General features: G+C 44.8%; 15 protein-coding genes. 13 read left to right on the forward strand and 2 right to left on the reverse strand.

The window, feature by feature from the left end:
- Positions 1–20 precede the first annotated feature (20 nt).
- From EO131_RS09215 to EO131_RS09240, 6 genes are all read left to right on the forward strand, one after another.
- Positions 21–1,790 (forward strand): AMP-dependent synthetase/ligase, encoded by a 1,770-nt coding sequence (locus EO131_RS09215; protein WP_127021088.1) that lies wholly within the window; start codon positions 21–23, stop codon positions 1,788–1,790.
- Between the two features lie 483 nt (positions 1,791–2,273).
- Positions 2,274–2,723, forward strand: coding sequence for a MarR family winged helix-turn-helix transcriptional regulator (locus EO131_RS09220; protein WP_127021090.1), 450 nt, complete (start codon positions 2,274–2,276; stop codon positions 2,721–2,723).
- A gap of 15 nt (positions 2,724–2,738) precedes the next feature.
- A complete protein-coding gene (locus EO131_RS09225) occupies positions 2,739–5,144 on the forward strand; it encodes a 3-hydroxyacyl-CoA dehydrogenase/enoyl-CoA hydratase family protein (protein WP_127021092.1) in 2,406 nt (801 codons plus the stop codon).
- 77 nt (positions 5,145–5,221) lie between these two features.
- Complete coding sequence (locus EO131_RS09230; RefSeq protein WP_127021094.1) at positions 5,222–6,412, forward strand: acetyl-CoA C-acyltransferase; 1,191 nt, start codon at positions 5,222–5,224, stop codon at positions 6,410–6,412.
- Positions 6,413–6,465: 53 nt separating this feature from the next.
- Positions 6,466–6,801 (forward strand): four helix bundle protein, encoded by a 336-nt coding sequence (locus EO131_RS09235; RefSeq protein WP_241243814.1) that lies wholly within the window; start codon positions 6,466–6,468, stop codon positions 6,799–6,801.
- A 47-nt stretch (positions 6,802–6,848) separates the two neighbouring features.
- On the forward strand, positions 6,849–8,657 hold the full coding sequence (locus tag EO131_RS09240) for an acyl-CoA dehydrogenase family protein (RefSeq protein ID WP_127021098.1): 1,809 nt from the start codon (positions 6,849–6,851) through the stop codon (positions 8,655–8,657).
- 66 nt (positions 8,658–8,723) lie between these two features.
- Here the strand turns inward: EO131_RS09240 and EO131_RS09245 are convergent, their stop codons facing one another.
- The gene (locus EO131_RS09245; RefSeq protein WP_127021100.1) at positions 8,724–10,523 is read right to left on the reverse strand and encodes a glycoside hydrolase family 15 protein; all 1,800 of its coding nucleotides are present in this window, start codon (positions 10,521–10,523) and stop codon (positions 8,724–8,726) included.
- 102 nt (positions 10,524–10,625) lie between these two features.
- Here EO131_RS09245 and EO131_RS09250 point away from each other — a divergent pair, with 102 nt between their 5' ends.
- The 5 genes from EO131_RS09250 to EO131_RS09270 all read left to right on the forward strand — a co-directional run bounded on the left by EO131_RS09250 (position 10,626) and on the right by EO131_RS09270 (position 18,008).
- The gene (locus EO131_RS09250; protein ID WP_127021102.1) at positions 10,626–12,833 is read left to right on the forward strand and encodes a bifunctional alpha,alpha-trehalose-phosphate synthase (UDP-forming)/trehalose-phosphatase; all 2,208 of its coding nucleotides are present in this window, start codon (positions 10,626–10,628) and stop codon (positions 12,831–12,833) included.
- The gene (locus EO131_RS09255; protein ID WP_127021104.1) at positions 12,833–14,365 is read left to right on the forward strand and encodes a nuclear transport factor 2 family protein; all 1,533 of its coding nucleotides are present in this window, start codon (positions 12,833–12,835) and stop codon (positions 14,363–14,365) included. Before EO131_RS09250 ends, EO131_RS09255 begins: the two co-directional genes overlap by 1 nt.
- A gap of 109 nt (positions 14,366–14,474) precedes the next feature.
- A complete protein-coding gene (locus EO131_RS09260; RefSeq protein WP_127021106.1) occupies positions 14,475–15,809 on the forward strand; it encodes a M28 family peptidase in 1,335 nt (444 codons plus the stop codon).
- An 11-nt stretch (positions 15,810–15,820) separates the two neighbouring features.
- Entirely contained in the window at positions 15,821–17,434 is a 1,614-nt protein-coding gene (locus tag EO131_RS09265; protein ID WP_127021416.1) for a M1 family metallopeptidase, read from the forward strand.
- A gap of 1 nt (position 17,435) precedes the next feature.
- Complete coding sequence (locus EO131_RS09270) at positions 17,436–18,008, forward strand: YdeI/OmpD-associated family protein (protein WP_127021108.1); 573 nt, start codon at positions 17,436–17,438, stop codon at positions 18,006–18,008.
- On the opposite strand, the gene EO131_RS09275 is transcribed toward EO131_RS09270, so the two are convergent.
- Complete coding sequence (locus EO131_RS09275) at positions 18,005–19,264, reverse strand: MFS transporter (RefSeq protein WP_241243815.1); 1,260 nt, start codon at positions 19,262–19,264, stop codon at positions 18,005–18,007. The genes EO131_RS09270 and EO131_RS09275 overlap by 4 nt on opposite strands.
- Positions 19,265–19,362: 98 nt before the next feature.
- Between EO131_RS09275 and EO131_RS09280 the strand changes: the two genes are divergently transcribed.
- Together EO131_RS09280 and EO131_RS09285 are read left to right on the forward strand one after the other, a co-directional pair.
- Complete coding sequence (locus EO131_RS09280) at positions 19,363–20,772, forward strand: amidohydrolase family protein (protein ID WP_127021112.1); 1,410 nt, start codon at positions 19,363–19,365, stop codon at positions 20,770–20,772.
- Positions 20,773–20,794: 22 nt separating this feature from the next.
- Complete coding sequence (locus EO131_RS09285) at positions 20,795–22,051, forward strand: metal-dependent hydrolase family protein (protein WP_127021114.1); 1,257 nt, start codon at positions 20,795–20,797, stop codon at positions 22,049–22,051.
- Positions 22,052–22,114 lie beyond the last annotated feature (63 nt).

Genomic DNA, 22,114 nt, shown 5'->3' on the forward strand with positions numbered 1-22,114 from the left:
CGCTTAACATAAAACTTACTATGCAAACTGTTACCCGACTCTTTGATTTCCCGTATTATCAACTGGAAAAATTCCCGCTAGAAAAGTCATTGGTCACCAAATCCAATGGCAAATGGGTAGCAACCTCCACCCAAGAATACGTGGACAAGGCCAATGCGGTAAGCCGTGCCTTGCTCCGAATGGGTGTAAAGCCCAACGATAAGATTGCCATTATCTCCATGACCAACCGTACCGAATGGAACATCATGGATATTGGCGTATTGCAGATTGCTGCACAGACCGTACCTATATATCCAACGATTTCAGAAGAGGATTACGAATACATTTTAAACCATTCCGAGGCCAAATTTTGTTTCGTATCCTGTGCCGAAGTATTGGAAAAAGTGTTGGCGGTAAGCTCCAATCTCAAAAATTTACAAGAAGTCTACTCCTTTGATGAGCTGGGCAATTGCCGCAACTGGAACGAAGTCTTGGAGCAAGGTGCGGATACCTCCAACCAAGAGGAAGTGGAACAACTGAAGCAGACCGTAAAACCGGAAGACCTGGCCACGCTCATCTATACTTCGGGAACGACCGGAAAACCAAAAGGCGTGATGTTGTCGCACCACAATATTGTTTCCAATGTGATTTCCAGTGAAAAACGGGTGCCTTTTGAAACAGGTGGGACCGCATTGAGCTTTTTACCGGTATGCCACATTTTTGAACGTATGATCCTGTACCTCTACCAGTATTGCGGTATTGAGATCCATTTTGCCGAAGGATTGGAAAAAATTAGTGACAACATTAAAGAGGTAAAACCCAATGTGATGACGGTGGTACCCCGATTGTTGGAAAAAGTGTACGACGCCATCATCGCCAAAGGTGCTTTGTTGACCGGAATTAAAAAGAAACTGTTCTTCTGGGCTGTGGAACTCGGACTGAAATTTGAGCCGTACGGCGCCAACGGTTGGTGGTACGAAAAACGTCTCGGATTGGCACGCAAACTGATCTTTAGCAAATGGAAGGAAGGATTGGGAGGCAATTTGGAGACCATGGTATCCGGTAGCGCGGCCCTGCAACCCAGATTGGCCCGTATTTTCGGTGCAGCAGGCATGCCCGTTATGGAAGGGTATGGTCTTACCGAGACTTCCCCTGTGATTGCAGTGAACGACCATCGCAACCGGGGATGGAAAATAGGAACCGTGGGTAGGATCATTGATGGTGTCGAGGTGAAAATTGCTGAAGATGGTGAAATTCTGTGCAAGGGTCCCAATGTAATGATGGGTTACTACAAAGACCCCGAGAAAACCGCCCAAGTGATGACCGGGGAATACTTTCACACTGGTGATATAGGCGAAGTGGATGCCGATGGCTTCCTGCGCATCACCGACAGAAAAAAGGAAATGTTCAAAACCTCGGGCGGCAAGTATGTGGCTCCACAACTACTGGAAAACCGATTCAAACAATCCCGCTTTATCGAACAGATCATGGTAGTGGGCGAAGGGGAGAAAATGCCAGCCGCCTTGATTCAACCCAACTTTGAATTTGTGAAAGAATGGGCCAAACGACACGATATTGAAGTTTCCGATAACAATAAATTGGTGACCAACGATAAGGTAATCGCCCGTATCCAAGAAGAAGTGGACCATGCCAACGAGGAATTTGCCAAATGGGAAAAAGTAAAGCAGTTCCGACTAACCCCCGACCTGTGGAGCGTAGATGGTGGTCATTTGACCCCAACAATGAAATTGAAGCGAAAGATCATCAAGGAAAAGTACCTAGATCTGTACAATGATATTTATGGACACTAATCAATGTTCAAACAACAATGAACAGTTAACAAGGTGCAATAAACACTAATCAACTCTTCTGTCGAGCTGCCATCCTGAGCGGAGTAGAAAGAGCTGACGAGAAATCTCTTTTTAAAGTTTTCGCGAAGCTTTTGTCATTCTAAACATCGCCTGTCGGATAGGTGGGCAGTGAAGAATCTATAATTGCTAAAAGAGGCAAGACCCAAGAATCAGGACAAAAGAATCAATAATTTAATTTACCAACAATCCAGTTATCCAACTATCCAATTATCCAAAATGCTTGTCATTCTGAGCTGTTACCCTGAGCGCCCGCCTGCCGGACGGGCAGGTAGTCGAAGGGGGGCGAAGAATCTCGGAAATCTGATCACTAAGTTCGGCCCTAAGCCTTCCAAGTATCTATTAAATTATTGTTCTTCATTTAACCGAAATTTATTATGCATGCATAATAAATTTTTATATATTTGGAAACACCAAACTGGTTTTATGAAAGATTTGACCATTGACCACGCCCTGAGGGCCACTTGGCAAGCGGTAAGCAAAATGTACAATGAAGAGGCCAAAAACTATGACCTTACCATGGCCATTGGCTTTACCTTGTTGAGCATTGACCCAAAAGGCGGTACACCGAGTACCACCTTGGGACCCAAAATGGGGATGGAAGCCACAAGCTTGTCCAGGATATTGAAAACCATTGAGGAAAGAGGTTACATAGAAAGAAAGCCCAACCCAAACGACGGAAGAGGCGTTCTTATTTATCTTACACCACTCGGGTTGGAAAAAAGGGAAGGATCAAAAGATGTGGTCCTCCGATTTAATGAGGTAGTAAAGGAACATGTTTCCGCACAGGACCTCAGTGGTTTTTTCAAGACGATGGATGTGATCAATAAGCTTATTACCGATAAAAAAATCTATATCAAAACAACTAATAATTAACATACAAACGCGCACATGAAAAGGCATATCAACAAAGTTGCCGTAATCGGTTCGGGTATCATGGGAAGTGGCATTGCCTGCCATTTTGCCAATATTGGGGTCGAGGTTCTACTGCTGGACATCGTTCCACGCGAGCTCAACGACAAGGAAAAGGCCAAGGGGCTTACCTTGAACGACAAAGTGGTTCGAAACAGATTGGTGAACGATTCTTTGGCAGCAGCCCTAAAATCGAAGCCCTCCCCTATTTACCATCAAAAATTTGCTGGTCGAATCACCACAGGAAACTTGGAAGACGACATTTCCAAAGTGGCCAAGGTGGATTGGATCATTGAAGTGGTCGTAGAACGTCTGGATATCAAAAAACAAGTGTTTGAAACCCTGGACAAACACAGAACGCCAGGTACTTTGATTACTTCCAACACCTCTGGGATTCCCATCAAATTTATGAGCGAAGGGCGTAGTGACGATTTCCAAAAGCATTTCTGTGGAACGCACTTCTTCAACCCAGCACGTTATTTAAAATTGTTTGAGATCATTCCAGGTCCAAAAACGTCGCAAGAAGTCTTGGATTTCTTGAACGGATATGGTGAACAGTATTTGGGCAAGACATCCGTGGTGGCTAAAGATACCCCAGCGTTCATTGGCAACCGAATCGGAATCTTCAGTATCCAGAGTCTGTTCCATGCGGTAAAAGACCTTGGTATGACCGTGGAAGAAGTGGACAAATTGACCGGACCGGTGATCGGAAGACCAAAATCGGCCACGTTCCGAACTGTGGATGTGGTTGGTCTGGACACTTTGGTGCATGTGGCGAACGGAATCAGCGAGAACTGCACCGATGATGAGCGTCATGAACTGTTCCAGTTGCCCGATTTCATCCAAACCATGATGGACAACAAATGGTTGGGAAGCAAAACCGGACAGGGATTCTATAAAAAAGTAACCGGCAGTGATGGCAAAAGTGAAATCCTTACCCTGGATTTGGACACCATGGACTACCGTTCCAAGAAAAGCGCCAAGTTCGCCACCTTGGAATTGACCAAGACCATCGATAAGGTGATTGACCGTTTTCCAGTGCTTGTTGGTGGAAAAGACAAAGCCGGTGAGTTTTACCGAAAAAGTTTCGGCGCCTTGTTTGCTTACGTAACACATCGTATTCCAGAGATTACGGACGAACTGTATAAAATTGATGATGCCATGAAAGCCGGCTTCGGCTGGGAACATGGTCCCTTCCAAATTTGGGATGCCGTTGGCTTGGACAAAGGTTTGGAATTCATCAAATCAGAAGGCTTGGAAGCCGCTTCTTGGGTTGCGGATATGAAGGGTGCTGGCTTAAATTCCTTCTATTCTATAAAAGATGGAGCCACCTATTTCTACGATATTCCCAAAAAGGCCATGGAAAAAGTACCTGGTCAGGATGCTTTCATCATTTTGGATAATATCAGAAAATCCAAGGAAGTGTTCAAGAACAGTGGTGTGGTCATCGAAGACTTGGGCGATGGCATCCTCAATTGTGAGTTCCAATCCAAAATGAACACCATTGGCGGTGATGTTTTGGCCGGATTGAACAAGGCTGTAGACTTGGCCGAACAAGATTTTCAAGGTTTGGTTATTGGCAATCAAGGAGCCAATTTCTCTGTGGGCGCCAACATTGGAATGATATTTATGATGGCTGTGGAACAGGAATACGATGAATTGAATATGGCCATCAAGTACTTCCAAGATACCATGATGCGCATGCGCTATTCCTCCATACCTACAGTTGCTGCCCCTCATGGCATGACCCTTGGCGGAGGATGTGAACTTTCCTTGCATGCCGACAAGGTTGTAGCCGCTGCCGAAACCTACATCGGTTTGGTGGAATTTGGTGTCGGTGTAATACCTGGTGGAGGTGGTTCCAAGGAAATGGCCCTTCGTGCTTCCGATACGTTCAGAAAGAACGATGTGGAGTTGAACGTGCTCCAGGAATATTTTCTGACCATAGGAATGGCAAAGGTATCTACTTCTGCGTATGAAGCCTTTGATTTGGGCGTATTGCAAAAAGGCAAGGATGTAGTGGTGGTCAATAAAGACCGACAAATAGCTACGGCTAAAGCCCATGCCAAATTGATGGCCGAAACCGGTTACACTATGCCTGTAAAACGTAAAGATGTCAAAGTGCTGGGAAAACAAGCCCTAGGTATGTTCCTGGTCGGAACCGATTCCATGGAAGCCGGGCACTACATTTCGGAACACGACAAGAAAATTGCCGACAAACTGGCCTATGTGATGGCCGGTGGAGACCTTTCGGAAGCCACCATGGTGACGGAACAATATCTTTTGGATTTGGAACGTGAAGCTTTTCTTTCCCTTTGTACCGAAAGAAAGACCTTGGAGCGCATCCAACACATGTTGAAAACTGGTAAACCGTTGAGGAATTAGACACAAGAATCAAGACAAAAGAGCCAAGACACAAAATCCTGACTCTTGGTTCTTGAATCTAAAAAGCAAAAAGAAAAATGAAAACAGCATATATAGTAAAAGCATACAGAACCGCAGTGGGCAAGGCGCCCAGAGGCTTGTTCCGTTTTAAACGGCCTGATGAACTGGCAGCGGAGACCATCGAATACATGATGAAAGAGCTTCCTAATTTGGATAAAAAACGTATCGACGATGTTATCGTTGGTAATGCGATGCCCGAAGCCGAGCAAGGTTTGAATATGGCCCGTCTTATTTCCTTGATGGGACTCAACGTGGAAGATGTACCTGGAGTAACCGTAAACCGTTACTGTGCATCCGGATTGGAGACCATCGGTATTGCCACAGCAAAAATACAATCTGGCATGGCCGACTGCATTATTGCCGGTGGAGCGGAAAGCATGAGCTACATTCCTATGGGGGGTTACAAGCCCACTCCGGATTATGCTACGGCCAAAGAAGGTCATGAGGATTATTACTGGGGAATGGGACTGACAGCAGAAGCAGTGGCCCAACAATTCAAGGTTTCCCGTGAAGATCAGGATGAATTTGCCTATCAATCCCACATGAAAGCCTTGAAGGCACAGGCTGAAAATCGTTTTCAGGACCAAATTGTTCCCATTGAAGTAGAACACACGTTTGTGAATGCTGCAGGTAAAAAAGAAACGAATACCTACACCGTCAATAAAGATGAAGGACCACGAGCCGACACCAATGTAGCCACACTGAACAAATTGAGACCAGTATTTGCAGCAGGTGGAAGCGTTACAGCAGGTAATTCGTCCCAGATGAGCGATGGAGCGGCTTTTGTGATGGTCATGAGCGAGGGAATGGTAAAAGAACTCAATCTTGAACCCATTGCGCGCTTGGTCAACTATGCCGCTGCAGGTGTAGAGCCCCGTATCATGGGTATTGGCCCCGTTAAGGCAATTCCAAAAGCTTTGAAACAAGCCGGACTTAAACAAAGTGATGTTGACCTTATCGAGTTGAACGAGGCATTTGCCTCCCAATCATTGGCCGTTATCCGTGAGCTTGGCCTGAACCCGGATATCATCAATGTGAACGGTGGAGCCATTGCATTGGGTCACCCACTCGGATGTACCGGGGCCAAATTATCGGTGCAGCTATTTGATGAGATGCGGAAACGAGGGATGAAAGGTAAATACGGAATGGTCACTATGTGCGTGGGAACCGGACAAGGGGCCGCAGGCATATTTGAATTCTTAAATTAAGAACCAAGATATTTAGATTCTAGAACAAGGACACCATGCACAATTTCAAGAAGATGAAAATTTGGAAAGAGAGCATGGACTTGGTATCAGAATCTTATAAAATTACAAGGAGCTTCCCTGATTTTGAAAAGTTTGGGTTGACAAGTCAGATGAATAGGTGTGCAATATCAATTCCATCTAACATTGCCGAAGGCTCCAGTAAAAGTTCCGACAAGCATTTTCGGAACTACCTTGAAATTAGCTTAGGCTCTGCCTTTGAATGGGAAACCCAATTGATCATTGCGTTGAATGAGCAATATATCTCGAAGGAAATATTTGAAAAATTAGAACATAAAATAAGACAAGTACAAAAAATGATTTCAAGTTTTCAATTCAATCTCGACACTTAAGTCTTGGCTCTTGATTCTTGAATCTATTAATCTAAACAACTACAGCCATGAGCGATACAATGGAAAAAGACATATTGAGAGGAGGTCAATTTTTGGTCAAGGAGACCAAATGTGAGGACGTTTTCACCTTGGAGGACCTAACCGAAGAACAAAAAATGATGCGCGAAAGCACCAAAGAATTTGTAGACCGGGAACTTTGGGCACATTGGGAACGTTTTGAGAAAAAAGACTACGCCTACACCGAAGAATGTATGAAAAAAGCAGGTGAACTTGGGCTTTTGAGCGTTGCCGTTCCCGAAGCGTACGGTGGTATGGGTATGGGATTCGTTTCCACCATGTTGGTTTGTGACTACATATCCGGTGCAACTGGGTCTTTCAGTACGGCCTTTGGTGCCCATACCGGAATCGGCACTTTACCGATCACCCTGTATGGCACAGAAGAGCAAAAACAAAAATACGTGCCCAAATTGGCTACCGGCGAATGGTTTGGCGCCTATTGTTTAACAGAACCGGGTGCTGGTTCCGATGCCAACTCAGGAAAGACCAAAGCCGTTTTGTCCGATGATGGCAAATATTACAGCATCACCGGGCAGAAAATGTGGATTTCGAATGCTGGATTCTGCAATATGTTCATCGTTTTTGCCCGTATTGAAGATGATAAATACATTACAGGTTTCATCGTTGAAAACGACCCCGAAAATGGTATCACCTTAGGTGATGAGGAGAAAAAATTGGGTATCCACTCCTCCTCTACCCGCCAAGTGTTCTTCAGCGACACCAAGGTACCTGTTGAAAACATGTTGTCCGAAAGGGGTAATGGGTTCAAAATTGCCATGAACGCCTTGAACGTAGGACGTATCAAGTTGGCGGCCGCTTGTTTAGAGGCACAACGCCGAATTGTGAACGAGGCCACCAAATATGCCAACGAACGTATCCAGTTCAAGACGCCGATTATAAACTTTGGTGCCATTAAGGCCAAAATAGCCGATATGGCCACCAATGTGTTTGTGGACGAATCTGCTTGTTATAGAGCTGCCAAGAACATTGAGGACCGAATCGCAATGCGTGTTGCTGGTGGAAATACCCACCAAGAAGCCGAATTGAAAGGTGTAGAGGAATATGCCATTGAATGTTCCATCTTGAAAGTGGCCGTTTCCGAACACGTTCAGCACACCACAGATGAAGGTATCCAAGTTTTTGGTGGTATGGGCTTTAGCGCCGATACACCCATGGAATCCGCATGGAGGGACGCCCGTATATCAAGAATTTATGAAGGAACCAACGAAATCAACCGAATGCTTTCGGTAGGCATGTTGGTGAAAAAGGCCATGAAAGGCCATGTGGACCTCTTGGGCCCAGCTACTGCAGTTGGAGAAGAACTCATGGGAATACCTTCCTTTGATACCCCTGATTTTTCGGAGCTGCTTTCCGAAGAAAAAGATTTGGTAGCCCGATTGAAAAAAGTGTTCCTAATGGTTGCCGGAAGCGCCGTGCAGAAATACGGTCCAAATTTGGAAGAGCACCAGCTTTTGTTGATGGCTGCATCAGATATTCTGATTCAGGTATACATGGCCGAATCCGCCATTTTAAGAACCGAGAAAAACGCCAAACGCTTTGGTGAAGAGGCCCAAGCCACACAAATTGCCATGTCCAAACTTTACTTGTACAGAGCGGTGGACATCATCCAACAAAAAGCCAAGGAAGCCATTGTATCCTTCGCTGAAGGGGATGAACAACGCATGATGTTGATGGGATTGAAACGATTCACCAAATACACGAACCAACCCAATGTGGTGGCCCTTCGCACACAAATTGCCGATAAAGTGGCCGCTGATAACGGGTATACCTTTGACTAATTCAAATAAATGCTGGCTTCAAAACCCAGATGGATTTGAAAACGCCCCTTTTTAGGGGCGTTTTTTTTAACTGATGGATTCCATGATGCGGTCTTCCCGGTCCTTATTGGAAAAATTGATGGCGCATTCAATCAATGCCAAATGGGAATAGGCCTGTGGAAAATTACCCAGTAATCGCTTGGTCTTAAAATCGATATCTTCACTAAAGAGTCCCAAATGGTTGCTATAGCTCAAGAGTCGTTCAAAATGCGCAAGGGCCTTTTCCTCCTCTCCTATCCTAAACAGACTATTGATGAACCAAAACGTGCAAATGGTAAAGGAAGACGATGGCAGGCCAAAATCATCTTCATTTTTGTAACGGTACAACAACCCATCATTGCTCAAACCTTCCTCAACGGCCCGTACCGTGCTTACAAACTTGGGGTCTCGGGCATGGATAAAACCGTAGGATTCCATCAATAAAACCGAGGCATCCAAATGGCGCGACCCATAGGATTGCACAAAGGCGTTTACATCACTGTTCCATGCCTTATCGTGAATATCCTTCTTAATTTCTTGCTCCAAGGACACCCATTTCTCAATTTTATGGGTTTTACCGAACATCCGGGCCACTTTTATGGCACGATCGATGGCTACCCAACACAATACCTTCGAAAACGTAAAATGTCTGTCCTCGCCTCTAAATTCCCAGATACCTTTATCGGGCTCCTGCCAGTGTTTGTTCACGATCCATACAATTCCCTTGGTAATGCTCCAAAGTTCCTCGATGTTTTCAATATCGTTGCTAAAGGACAGTATCTGTTCGTAAATCACATCCATCAAAATACCATAGATGTCATTCTGCTTTTGCATGTACGCGGCATTTCCAATGCGCACCGGTTTGGATCCTTTATACCCATCCAAATGGTCCAACGATTTTTCGGTCAAGGTCTTTTCCTTATTGATGCCATACATGATCTGCAATTTTTCATCCTTGTCGGGCATCAGGTCGATGATGAATTGGAGGAAACGTTTAGCGGAGTTCTTATGGCCGAGCTCAGACACTACCTTAATGGCCATGGAGGCATCCCTGATCCAACAGAAGCGGTAGTCCCAATTGCGCACCTCCCCGATGGTCTCGGGAAGCGAAGTGGTCGCTGCGGCAAGCACCGCCCCTGTTTTATCGTAGGTGAGCATTTTTAGGGTAATGGCCGATCGAATGATCTGTTCATTGAATTTCTTATAGGTCGGGGTTTTGTCCACCCAATCCAACCAATATACTCGTGTACGCTCCAGTTCCAGGGCCATTTTTTCGGTGGTGGGCTTAAAGATCTTTTCATTGTAACAGATCAAAAAATACCCATCTTCCTTTAAGGTGAGCACCTCCCCTTGCAACACTTTGTTTTTGTTGAAGGACGTATATAGGAACAGGGTGTCATATTTCATTTCGTGGGTTAGGCTCGCAATAAAATCCTTCTTGACAAAATGCGAGGTCTCACCTATTCCATATTCCAATCGGGGATCATACTTTACTGCAAACTTGGGATTGCCGGAGATATACTTCACATAACGTATGATTTCTGGTGGGGCCTTATATTTCCCGTTCATTTTATGGTGACGGGGCATAAAATCGTGAAACTCAAAAATATTGGTTCCCTCGGTGAAACGAGTAACCAAAACAGCGGTGTTCTTATAATATTCCTGATGGATTGTATAGTCGCCTTGGGGAACTATTTCAAAACTCCCTCCTTTGTTTTCGTCGAGAAGTTTGGCAAATACGGAAGTGGAATCAAACTCCGGCAAACAGCACCAGTCCAACGATCCCTTGTACGATATAAGGGCCGCACTTCTGCAATTACCTATTATTCCATAATTAAGGTTGTCCATAGATCAAATATTCCTAAAAGGGTTAACACAAATTGGTTTTGCGGTCGAATTTCCCGAAATTTAAAGAAACTATGAACTAAAATCTTGCAAAACCATCCTTTTATGGGCAAAACTATCATTATCTCAAATCGATTACCCGTTCAATTACAAATTAGCAATGGAACCATCAATGCAATACCAAGTGTGGGTGGTTTGGCCACTGGAATGAAATCGGTTCATAGCGGCGGAGAAAGTCTTTGGATCGGTTGGTCTGGTTTGACGAATGAGGAGACCCCGGAAGAACTGGAACTAGATATCGACAAGGCATTGGCAGAACATGGCTGTGCCAAGGTAAAACTGACTGCTTCGGAAGTGGATGGATTTTATTTCGGTTTCAGTAACCGGACGGTTTGGCCCTTGTTCCATTATTTTATGGAATACACCGAATTCGAATTGGATTTTTGGGACACCTACAAAGCAGTAAATCAAAAGTTTGCTGACGCTATTATTGAAAAATCCAATGAAGATGACACCATTTGGGTACACGATTACCAATTGATGCTGGTACCACAGATGGTTCGCGAAAAACGTCCCGATACCAGCATTGGGTTCTTTTTACATATCCCTTTCCCGTCCTACGAAATTTTTAGGACCATGCCCTGGAGGGTAGAAGTGTTGGAAGGTTTATTGGGGTCCGATTTGATCGGTTTTCATACCTACGATTATGAGCGACATTTTTTAAGTTCGGTAAGACGATTGTTGGGATTGGATGTAAGTTTCAATGAAATCTATCTGGATAACAGGGTCATCAAGGTGGATTCCTTTCCCATGGGCATCGATTATAAAAAATTCAAGGATGCTGCGATTGCCCATGATAGCAAAAGCATTGAGGAACGCAGTGATCTTCAGGAGCGGTTGGACAGCCATAAGGCCTCTGCACCGGATACCAAGCTCATCCTTTCCATAGACCGATTGGATTATAGCAAGGGCATCGCCAAACGCATCAATGCATTTGAATATTTTCTGAACAAATACCCCGAATACAAAGAAAAGGTCCGTTTGATCATTTTGGCCGTGCCTTCACGCTCCAATGTGCCCCAATACCAATTGCTGAAACGTGAAATTGATGAGCTGGTTGGACGAATCAACGGGGAACTTTCTACCGTAAACTGGACGCCCATCTGGTATTTTTACCGCTCATTGCCTTTTAACAGCCTTATTGACCTGTATACCTCCAGCGACATTGCCTGGTTGACCCCGTTACGTGATGGGATGAACTTGGTGGCCAAGGAATATATAGCTACCCGGACCGACAAGACCGGGGTGCTCATTTTAAGTGAAATGGCCGGGTCTGCCTATGAAATGAACGAAGCACTGTTGATCAACCCCAATAATTTTGAGGAACAAGCGGATACCCTTAGGCAGGCGATTCATATGCCCAAGGATGAACAGATTGCACGTAATTCCTTTCTTCAGAATCGATTGGAACGCTATAATGTGGAAGTCTGGGCCAATGAATTCATGACTGCACTGAATGAGAAAAGGGATGTGGGCAAAGCCTATGTTTCGGAAAAAATATCCACCGCTATCTTGGATTCCATGGAAAACCAATATACCAAAGCCAAAAAGCGCTTGTTGTTTTTAGACTATGATGGTACATTGGTCGGATTTCATAAAGATCCCCAAAAAGCATCCCCTGATGAAGAACTTTATGCACTTTTGGACCAACTGCAGCAACAGGAAAACACCACCCTATTTTTGATCAGCGGCCGTGACAAGCAAACCTTTGGGAAGTGGTTCCTACCCAAAAAGTACAACATGATCGTTGAGCATGGCGTATGGATTTCAAAAAATGGGGAAGAATTTAAAATGCTGGAACAAGTTAAAAGTGACTGGATGGGTAAAATACGGCCCGTATTGGAATCTTTTGTGGATCGGACCCCAGGTTCCTTCATCGAAGAAAAGAACTACTCCCTTGCTTGGCATTATCGAAATACCGACCCCGATTTTGGAGAAAAAAGGGCCACGGAGTTGAATACGGTTCTGCGAAGTCTTATCGGAAATGACGATATTAGTGTGCTGAACGGCAACAAGGTCATGGAAGTGAAAAGCAGCAATGTAAACAAGGGCAGAGCAGCGGTACGTATGATGGCAGATGATGATTATGACTTTGTTTTTGCCATTGGTGACGATTGGACGGACGAGTTCATGTTTCAAGAATTGCCCGATTCGGCGGTAACGGTGAAAGTGGGCCTCAAAAAGACCCATGCCAAATACCATGTGGAAAGTACCAAAAGGGTTCGCGAACTTTTAAATCGATTTACACAGTAATGATAGTCCGATTGTTATTTTTGGCCTGCTTGGTCTTTAGCGGCAAAGTAGTTGCCCAGGCCAGTACCGAAGTTTATCTCTTCGATTTGGAAATGGCCGATGGAAAACCCATGTTGACCAATCCCAAAAACATCTCCAATAACGATGGGTATGACAACCAACCTTCCTTTTGGGATGATGACACCGTGCTCTTTGCCTCTACTCGGGCCGATCAGACCGATATCCGGCAATTGAACATCAACGAGGGAAGTACCTACAAATGGTTGACCAACACCCCAACCGGAAGCGAGTACTCCCCACTACGGATTCCAGGCAAAAATGCGGTATCCGCCATACGCTTGGATTTGGATGGATTGCAACGCCTCTACGAATATGACCTAAAAACTGGGGCATCCACACCACTGTCCGATTTAAAGATCGGCTATCATGTTTGGTTCAACAAGGATATACTTGTGGCCACCGTTCTGGTTGAAAATCGAATGGATTTGGTAATCATCAATTTTAAGGATAATTCAACCCGTACCGTTCAAAAAAATGTGGGGAGGTCCCTTCATAAAATTCCGGGTGAAAACCTAATAAGTTATTTGGATAAAACCCATTATGAAGATGAAAAAACAGTTCTTAAATCATTAGATCCTATAACTGCTGAAACAGAAATTATTTTAAATTTTCTTTTAAAGGTCGATGATATGACCTGGCTGCCAAATGGATCTCTTTTGGTGCCAAATAACAACAAAATTGCCATGTATAATCCTGAGCAAACAAACAAATGGCAGGATTTCCATGTTTTTGATCAAGCCCAGGTTTTTAAAATTTCCAGAATGGCCGTAAGTCCAAATGGAAAAAGATTTGCGCTTGTTACCGAAGTTTCACCAACCCAAATCGCAGAATTACAGGTAGATGGGTTCAACAGTCGTGATTTGGACGCGTTTATAGCATGCTTTGCCGAGGGCATTACTGTAAAGCGTTTTCCTAGTAGCCTTATGTATCAAGGTAAGAATGCCATGCTGGAAAATTATGAAAGGTTTTTTGCTAATACCAAAAATTCAAGTGTTGAAGTAGTTAAACGCATATCTATAGCTAATAAAATTATCGATGAAGAAAAAACATTTGTCGATGGAAATGAAGGTCATCAAGTTGCCATTTATGAAGTCCAAAATGGATTGATTTCTTCAATGACATTCATCTTCTCAGAGCAAGTAATATCAGATGCCGAGACAGTAGTGCAACAACAATTGGATGCCTATAATGCCCGCGACATTGATGCATTTATGGACACCTATGCCGAAAACATACAACTGTTCAATTTTCCCAATCAATTAATTGCTCAAGGAAAAGGGCCAATGGAAGCCCAATACATGGGATTTTTTGAAAGTACACCGGACCTCCATTGTGAAATCAAGAACCGTATTGTAATCGGGAATAAAGTAATTGATGAGGAATATGTAACCGTTAACGGCTCCCAAATAAGTGCCGTAGCCATTTATGAAGTGGAAAATGGCAAAATTGTAAAAGTTACATTTTTACGTTGAGTTCTTTTTTTCTACTTTCAACAGGTAAAAATTAATACGACTTCCACATCACGTTAATAGACCCATTTTGGGTCACTGGTATACAAATTGAAAATCAAACCTTATCAACATGAAGAAATTGTACCCCCTTTTGGTCGCATTGCTTAGCATGCCCCTACTCCATGCACAAACCGACCTGAAAATTTATGACATTATCAACTCCGTTTCGGCGGAACGTATCAAAAATGACGTGACCACACTCGTCAATTTTGGAACGCGCCATACCTTGAGCGACACGGTTTCCCAAACACGTGGAATTGGTGCTGCCAGACGATGGATCAAATCCGAATTTGAAAAAATCTCCTCGGAATGTAATGATTGCTTGGAGGTATTCTACCAAAAAAACCTGATTCCCAAGGGCGATAATGCCCGAATTGTAAACGACGTGTGGGTGGTAAACGTGGTGGCGATCCAAAGAGGGACCAAATTCCCCAACCGCTACATCATTATGAGCGGCGACATCGATTCCCGTGTGAGCGACCCTACCAACTTTACCTCCGACTCCCCGGGTGCCAACGACAACGCCAGTGGAATGGCCGGCACCATTGAGGCGGCTCGTGTACTGTCCAAATACCAATTTGAGAGCAGTGTCATCTACGTTGGGCTGTCCGGCGAGGAACAAGGTCTTTATGGTGGTAAGGGATTGGCCGAATATGCCAAGGAAAAAGGATGGGACATCATCGGTATTCTGAACAACGACATGATCGGAAACATTACCGGTGTGGATGGTGTGGTAAGCAACAGAGATTTCCGAATTTTCTCCGAGCCTGTTCCACCAACGGAAACGGAACAAGAGCGACGCGCAAGACGATTTTATGGAGGTGAGGTCGACGGTATTTCCCGTCAATTGGCCCGATATGTGTACAAGACCACCAAAACCTATATGCCCGAAATGAACCCCATGATGATCTACCGTTTAGATCGCTTTGGCAGAGGAGGTCACCACAGACCCTTTAATGATGCAGGTTTTGCCGGTATCCGAATTATGGAAGCCCATGAAAACTATACTCAACAGCACCAAGATATCCGTGTTGAAGACGGCATTGCCTATGGTGATGTTTTGGAGCATGTCAACTTCGGTTATGCCAAAAAATTGACGGCTGTCAATGCCATTAATCTGGCCTCTTTGGCCTGGGCACCACCAGCACCCGAGACCGTTGAAATCGGCGGAATCGTGGAACCGAACGCCAAATTGCGCTGGAGCAAGGTGGATGGTGCCGTAGGCTATAAAATATACTGGAGAGACACCACCTCGCCAACTTGGGACCATGCGCGCTATGTGGGCGATGTAAATGAATTTGTTTTGGAAGGCATTGTTCTGGACAATTACTTTTTTGGGGTAGCTGCAGTAGGAAAAGATGGGCATGAAAGTCCCGTGGTTTTCCCGAACAAGGTTTTTAGGTAAGAACATTTATGATGAAGCACATTGTTTTGATGATGGCCCTTCTATTCGGGGTCGGAACGGGCTTGGCCCAGAATTTTACCAGGCAGGATACCTTGAGGGGCAGCATTACCCCCGAACGTGCTTGGTGGGATTTGAATTATTATGACCTCAATGTAAAAGTGGAGCCGGACAAAAAGTTCATATCCGGTTACAATGTGGTACGTTACAAAGTGATGGAACCTGCCAAAATCCTTCAAATTGACCTGCAGGAACCCATGAAAATTGAATCGGTAACTGAAGAAGGCAAAAAACTGAAAGTGATTTCCGAGGGGAATGCCCATTTCATTCATTTGAAGAAAAAGCAGGTGCCCGGTGACTACAATGAAATCAAAATCACCTATTCCGGCTATCCCAGGGAAGCGATACGAGCCCCTTGGGATGGCGGTTTTTCGTGGAAAGAGGATGCACAGGGCAATGCCTTTGTGGCCACCTCATGCCAAGGATTGGGTGCCAGTGTTTGGTGGCCCAACAAGGACCACATGTACGATGAAGTGGACAGCATGCGCATCAACGTGACCGTTCCCAAAGATTTGATGGATGTGTCCAACGGCAAACTGGAAAGTGTGGAAGAAAATGGCGATTTTAAAACCTACCACTGGTTTGTGAACAACCCCATCAATAATTACGGAGTAAACGTGAACATGGCCAATTATGTTCATTTTGACGAAGTCTATATAGGTGAAAAAGGCATGTTAAATCTGGATTACTATGTCCTGCCCGAAAATTTGGAGAAAGCCAAAAAACAATTCGCCCAAACCGACATGATGTTGCGGGCCTTTGAGCATTGGTTCGGCCCCTACCCTTTTTATGAGGACGGTTTCAAGTTGGTGGAAGTGCCCTATTTGGGTATGGAACACCAAAGCTCCGTAACCTATGGCAATCAATACGAAAATGGCTATTTGGGACGTGATCTTTCCGGGACCGGTTGGGGTTTGAAGTTTGATTTCATCATCATCCACGAAGCGGGCCATGAATGGTTTGCCAACAACATTACGTACAAAGACATTGCCGATATGTGGATCCATGAAGGTTTCACGGCCTACTCGGAAAACCTGTACCTCGATTATCATTTTGGCACCAAAGCGGCCGAGGAATATGTAATCGGTACGCGCGCAAACATCAGAAACGATAGACCCATTATTGGACCCTACAACGTAAACCAAAGCGGTTCCGGGGATATGTATTACAAAGGGGCCAATATGTTGCATACACTGCGACAGTTGATAGAGGATGACGGGTTATGGCTACAAATTCTAAGAGGATTGAACAAGGATTTTTACCATCAGACGGTGACCACGGAGCAGATTGAAAATTATATCAGCAAAAAAACAGGGAAAGACCTTTCCGCTTTCTTTGATCAATACTTGCGCACTACCCTGATCCCAAAACTGGAATACAAATCGGAAAACGGCACCATCACCTATCGTTATGTGGATATTGTAAAGGACTTTGATATGCCCATCCGTGTTTTTGTGGAGGACAAGGAACATTGGCTTTTTCCCAATTCCGAATGGAAGACAGAAAAGCTTGAAGGCAACACGATAACCATCGATAAAAACTTTTACATAGCGACCCAAAAACTGTGATTTGGATAAATTGACCGAACATTACTTTGCTTCAGATGCTGAATGGCGCGATTGGTTACATGAAAACCACAACACTTCGGCAGGTATTCACTTAATTTTTTATAAAGTGGAACACCACATGGACAGCATGCGTTGGGAGGAAGCCGTTAGGGTGGCATTGTGTTACGGATGGATCGATAGTACGGTAAAAAGCCTGGGGAATGGAAAACGAAGACAATATTTCTGCCCTAGAAAACCAAAAAGTACGTGGAGTAAGGTCAACAAAGAGCATATTAAAGAATTGAAATCCCAAGGCTTGATGCACCAAAGTGGCCTGGCGGCTATTCGGTTGGCAAAAGAAAATGGGGCATGGACCGAATTGGACGATGTGGAAAATGGGGTTGTTCCAGAAGACCTTCAAAAGGCATTCAGCAAGAACAAAAAGGCCTTTGAAAATTTTCAAGGGTTTACCCGTAGTCAACAAAAAAGTTATCTCTATTGGCTGAACCAAGCCAAAAGGGAAGAAACCCGACAAAAAAGGATCGAGGAAATCGTATCCTTATCCCGTCAAAACATCAAATACAGGAATCCTTAAGTTGCTTTGCCATATTTTCGGTGATAGACCAAGGCTGCAACTCCCCCTACCAAGGCAAAGGCACTCAGCATCCAAAACACATGTTGGTGCCCAATTTCCTCTCCCGGATGGGCATCCAAAAGCGTACCGTAGGCCGGGCCGGCAAACACATCCGGAGTATATCCGACCAATGAAATGAGTCCGACCGCAGTCCCGGTCAAGGTCAATGGAATCTTGCCCACTTGCATAACACCAAAATACAACGCCCTAGTAGCATAAACACCGGCAGCTATTACCACTACCGACATAAAGAACAATAACGTAGTGGTCGGTGCAATAATGCCACTGGCGAAAAGGAGTCCGCCCAGCAACGTTAACACAAAACTCACCACCAACAACCAAGTTATTTTAAGCTTATCCGCTATCAGCCCGAAAATAATCCCGGTAGTAGGCCTCAGAAACTGCAAGAGGGTACCCACTTTGGCCGCATCCACTTGATCGTAGTGCATCACTTCTTCCGCATACTGCGAAATAATATCCGTGATCTTGTAGCCTACATAACCACAAAGAATGATCACCATTAATAGCCATACGGAGGGTAACCGTAAGACCTGTTTGATGTCTTCCCAAGAAATGCGTTCGAGAACCTCCTTTTCACCTGAATTCGGAGTCTTCATAAAAAACCAAACCAGAACCCCAATCAAAATGATGATCACGGAAGATGAATAGAGAACATAGGTAAATGCCTCCTTACGTTGTTCGAGGGTGGCCTCTGCAGGAAAGTCAGACAGGAAAAAGGAAAAAACCACCACGCCCAACAAACTGAACAGCGCACCGGTAAGTCCACGACCACCATCTAAAAATCCGAATGCCTTACCCTGGGAATTGGCACCACCCCAAACTCGGGTTGCCTTGATCATAGGTGCCCAAAAAAGGAAGATGGTGGTAAAGCCCCACCATCCATACAATACCTGAAGTAGCCACAAAGCTGGGTATTGCAGGAACAAAAAACCACCAATGGCGGTCAACCACAATGCAATGGCAATCAATTTTCGGGGCGGATACTTATCGGCCAAAGGACCCCCCAAGATATAAGAAACCATTGCTACTAGCCCGTATACCGAAAAACAAAGTCCCAACTGCACATTGTCGACTTCCAACACGTCCAACACGGTTGGCCTAAAAACGCGTGGCAATACAAAAGGAAGGATAAAAATGGCCTCTCCGGACAGAATCAACAATAATAAATAGAACCAACTTGGCTTAGTATCCTTCAAAACGTGTATTTGGTTAAAAATCACTAAAAAACTGGAGATACCCAAAAGCACACAAAATAAAAATTCAGGTATCTTTAAAAAGTGAAAACAGATTTCCTATGATTCGACCTCTTTTTGTTTTGCTGTTATTGTTGGCCATGGGTTGTAAAAACGAACCTATCGAAACCTATGACCTGGCCATTACCAATGCCCACGTGATCCATTTAGAAACAGGCAAGGTTGAATTGCAGAACATTTACATTTCCAATGGAAAAATAGCTGCTATCGAAACTGTGGACACCAAAAGGAATGTAAAGGCCGATTCCACAATCGATGCTACAGGAAAATATGTTTTACCCGGATTTTGGGACAACCACATCCATTTAAGGGGTGGCGATTCCCTGATTGCCAACAATAGGAATTTCCTGAAACTGTTTATCGCCAATGGTATTACCACGGTTCGGGATGCCGGTGGGGACCTTACCACTTCTGTTATGGAATGGAAACAACAGATTGCCATGGAGGAATTGGTGGGACCCACCATTTTTACGGCCGGACCAAAAATCGATGGGCCTGGTGCCCGATGGGGCGGATCGCTGGAAGTAGCGACTGGGACCGATATCCAACAGGCTTTTGATTCGCTCGAAAAACTAAACGTGGATTTTGTAAAAATCTATGATAGTCGAATTGATGCAGACAACTATATCAGATCTATCGAAGAAGCCAAAAAGAGAGGATTTGTGGTTTCGGGTCACATGCCCTTTACGGTGACCCTTGATGAAACCATTGATGCCGGCATGGATGGCATTGAACATCTGTATTACATCATGAAAGGGTGTGCTTCCAACGAAACCGAAGTAACGGAAAAGCTGAAAAATGGCGAAATGGGTTTTTGGGATGCCATGCCAGCCTTGATGGGCGCCTATTCCGATAGTACAGCCCAAGCATCCTTCGATAGCTTAAAAGAAAAAAATGTGTATGTGGTACCCACGCTGCATATTGGCAAAACATTGAGCTATTTGGATGAAGTAGACCACACCAAAGACCCCTATCTTCAATATATGGGTAAGGGTATGATTGAAACCTACGAGGGGCGCATCCGCAGTGCGATGAATGCCTCTGAGGAAGCTCGGAAAAGTAGAAAGGAACTGGATACCTTCTTTGGTCAGCTCGCCAAATCGTTGGATAATGCAGGAGTACAACTTCTGGCAGGCTCGGACAGTGGGGCCTTCAATTCCTATACCTATCCGGGCATCTCTTTGCACATGGAACTACAGGAAATGGTAAAGAATGGCATTTCCCCTTTGAATGCTTTGAAAACCTCTGCCTATAATGGATCCCAGTTTTTGCGCCAATCCGACGACTATGGAACAATTGCCGCAGGAAAAATTTCCGACTTGGTACTATTGAACGACAACCCATTGGATAATATCGAAAACACCCAAAATATTTATATGGTCATCAAGGGAACCCAACTTTTTGATCACGAAAAATTGCAAGCACTTTTGGATGAAGCTATCATGGATTGATCCATAACAAAAACCAATAAACATGCGCCAACCTTTTTCAATACTTCTCGTCTTAATTTTTCTTGCATCCTGGGCAAAGGCCCAAACGTTATTGGTGCCCGACCGGGTATTCGATGGTATGGAACTCCACACCGATTGGGTGGTTGCTGTTCAAGGCAATAAAATTGTATACGCCGGACCGGAAGCCGGATTATCGCGGAAAGCATCGTACCAAAGAAAGGATTTGCAGGGCATGACCTTGATGCCGGGATTGATCGAGGGGCACTCCCATTTGTTGTTGCACCCCTACAACGAAACGGAATGGAACGATCAAGTATTGAAAGAATCACCGGCTGAAAGAGCCATTCGAGGGGTGGTGCATGCCAAGGCCTCCTTACTGGCAGGGGTAACCACCATGCGTGACTTGGGCTCGGAAGGTGCCGGCTACACCGATGTCTATCTTAAAAAAACCATTGAAGAAGGCATAATTCCGGGACCACGATTATTGGTGGCAGGGCCAGCTATAGTGGCAACCGGAGCGTATGGTCCAAAAGGGTTTCATGAAGGAGTCACCGTTCCTTTGGGTGCTGTTCCGGTAAGCGGCAGGGATGCTGCCATTCAAGAGGTGCGTACCCAAATGGGCAATGGGGTCGACCTAATTAAAATTTATGCCGATTACCGTTGGAAAACAGGGGAACCTTCACAACCCACCTTTTTGCAGGAAGAAATTGACGCCATGGTTGCTGCGGCTACCACTGCCGGCAGATATGTAGTGGCCCATGCCAGCACACCCGAAGGTATGCGAAGGGCCATTTTAGGTGGTGTGGAGACTATTGAACATGGTGATGGCGGAACTATGGAAATCTTCCAACTGATGAAAGAAAAAAAGGTGGCCTTTTGCCCGACCATCGCGGCGGGAGATGCCACCGAGCAGTATAAAGGGTGGAACAAGGACAAGGAACCGGATACCGACCGCATCGTCCAAAAGAAGAAATCGTTCCGATTGGCACTGGAAGCTGGCGTCGATATTGTTTTTGGTGGTGATGTAGGGGTTTTTGCCCATGGGGAAAATTACCGGGAACTAGAACTCATGGTCGCCTACGGAATGGAACCTCTTAAAGCATTACAATCTGCCACGGCTGTCAATGCCAGGGTTCTTCATTTAGACGGATTGGGCAAAATTGAAGCCGGTTTCTTGGCAGACATCATTGCCGTGGAAGGTGATCCCACGCAGCACATCCAACAAATGCGCAATGTTCGGTTCGTCATGAAGGATGGGGTTGTCTACAAGTCCGAATAAGTGGATGAAAGCAATTCAAATGCCATTTCATTAACATCCTTTTAAGAAATCCGGAGGGGCTTT

It is taken from the genome of Flagellimonas beolgyonensis (genome assembly GCF_003992615.1).
Lineage (GTDB): Bacteria > Bacteroidota > Bacteroidia > Flavobacteriales > Flavobacteriaceae > Flagellimonas > Flagellimonas beolgyonensis.

What these genes read in the sequence shown, in the direction of transcription:
- EO131_RS09215 (WP_127021088.1), top strand. Translation starts at nt 21, where the DNA reads ATGCAAACTGTTACCCGACTCTTTGATTTCCCGTATTATCAACTGGAA.
- EO131_RS09220 (WP_127021090.1), top strand. Translation starts at nt 2,274, where the DNA reads ATGAAAGATTTGACCATTGACCACGCCCTGAGGGCCACTTGGCAAGCG.
- EO131_RS09225 (WP_127021092.1), top strand. Translation starts at nt 2,739, where the DNA reads ATGAAAAGGCATATCAACAAAGTTGCCGTAATCGGTTCGGGTATCATG.
- EO131_RS09230 (WP_127021094.1), top strand. Translation starts at nt 5,222, where the DNA reads ATGAAAACAGCATATATAGTAAAAGCATACAGAACCGCAGTGGGCAAG.
- EO131_RS09235 (WP_241243814.1), top strand. Translation starts at nt 6,466, where the DNA reads ATGAAAATTTGGAAAGAGAGCATGGACTTGGTATCAGAATCTTATAAA.
- EO131_RS09240 (WP_127021098.1), top strand. Translation starts at nt 6,849, where the DNA reads ATGAGCGATACAATGGAAAAAGACATATTGAGAGGAGGTCAATTTTTG.
- EO131_RS09245 (WP_127021100.1), bottom strand. Translation starts at nt 10,523, where the DNA reads ATGGACAACCTTAATTATGGAATAATAGGTAATTGCAGAAGTGCGGCC.
- EO131_RS09250 (WP_127021102.1), top strand. Translation starts at nt 10,626, where the DNA reads ATGGGCAAAACTATCATTATCTCAAATCGATTACCCGTTCAATTACAA.
- EO131_RS09255 (WP_127021104.1), top strand. Translation starts at nt 12,833, where the DNA reads ATGATAGTCCGATTGTTATTTTTGGCCTGCTTGGTCTTTAGCGGCAAA.
- EO131_RS09260 (WP_127021106.1), top strand. Translation starts at nt 14,475, where the DNA reads ATGAAGAAATTGTACCCCCTTTTGGTCGCATTGCTTAGCATGCCCCTA.
- EO131_RS09265 (WP_127021416.1), top strand. Translation starts at nt 15,821, where the DNA reads ATGAAGCACATTGTTTTGATGATGGCCCTTCTATTCGGGGTCGGAACG.
- EO131_RS09280 (WP_127021112.1), top strand. Translation starts at nt 19,363, where the DNA reads ATGATTCGACCTCTTTTTGTTTTGCTGTTATTGTTGGCCATGGGTTGT.
- EO131_RS09285 (WP_127021114.1), top strand. Translation starts at nt 20,795, where the DNA reads ATGCGCCAACCTTTTTCAATACTTCTCGTCTTAATTTTTCTTGCATCC.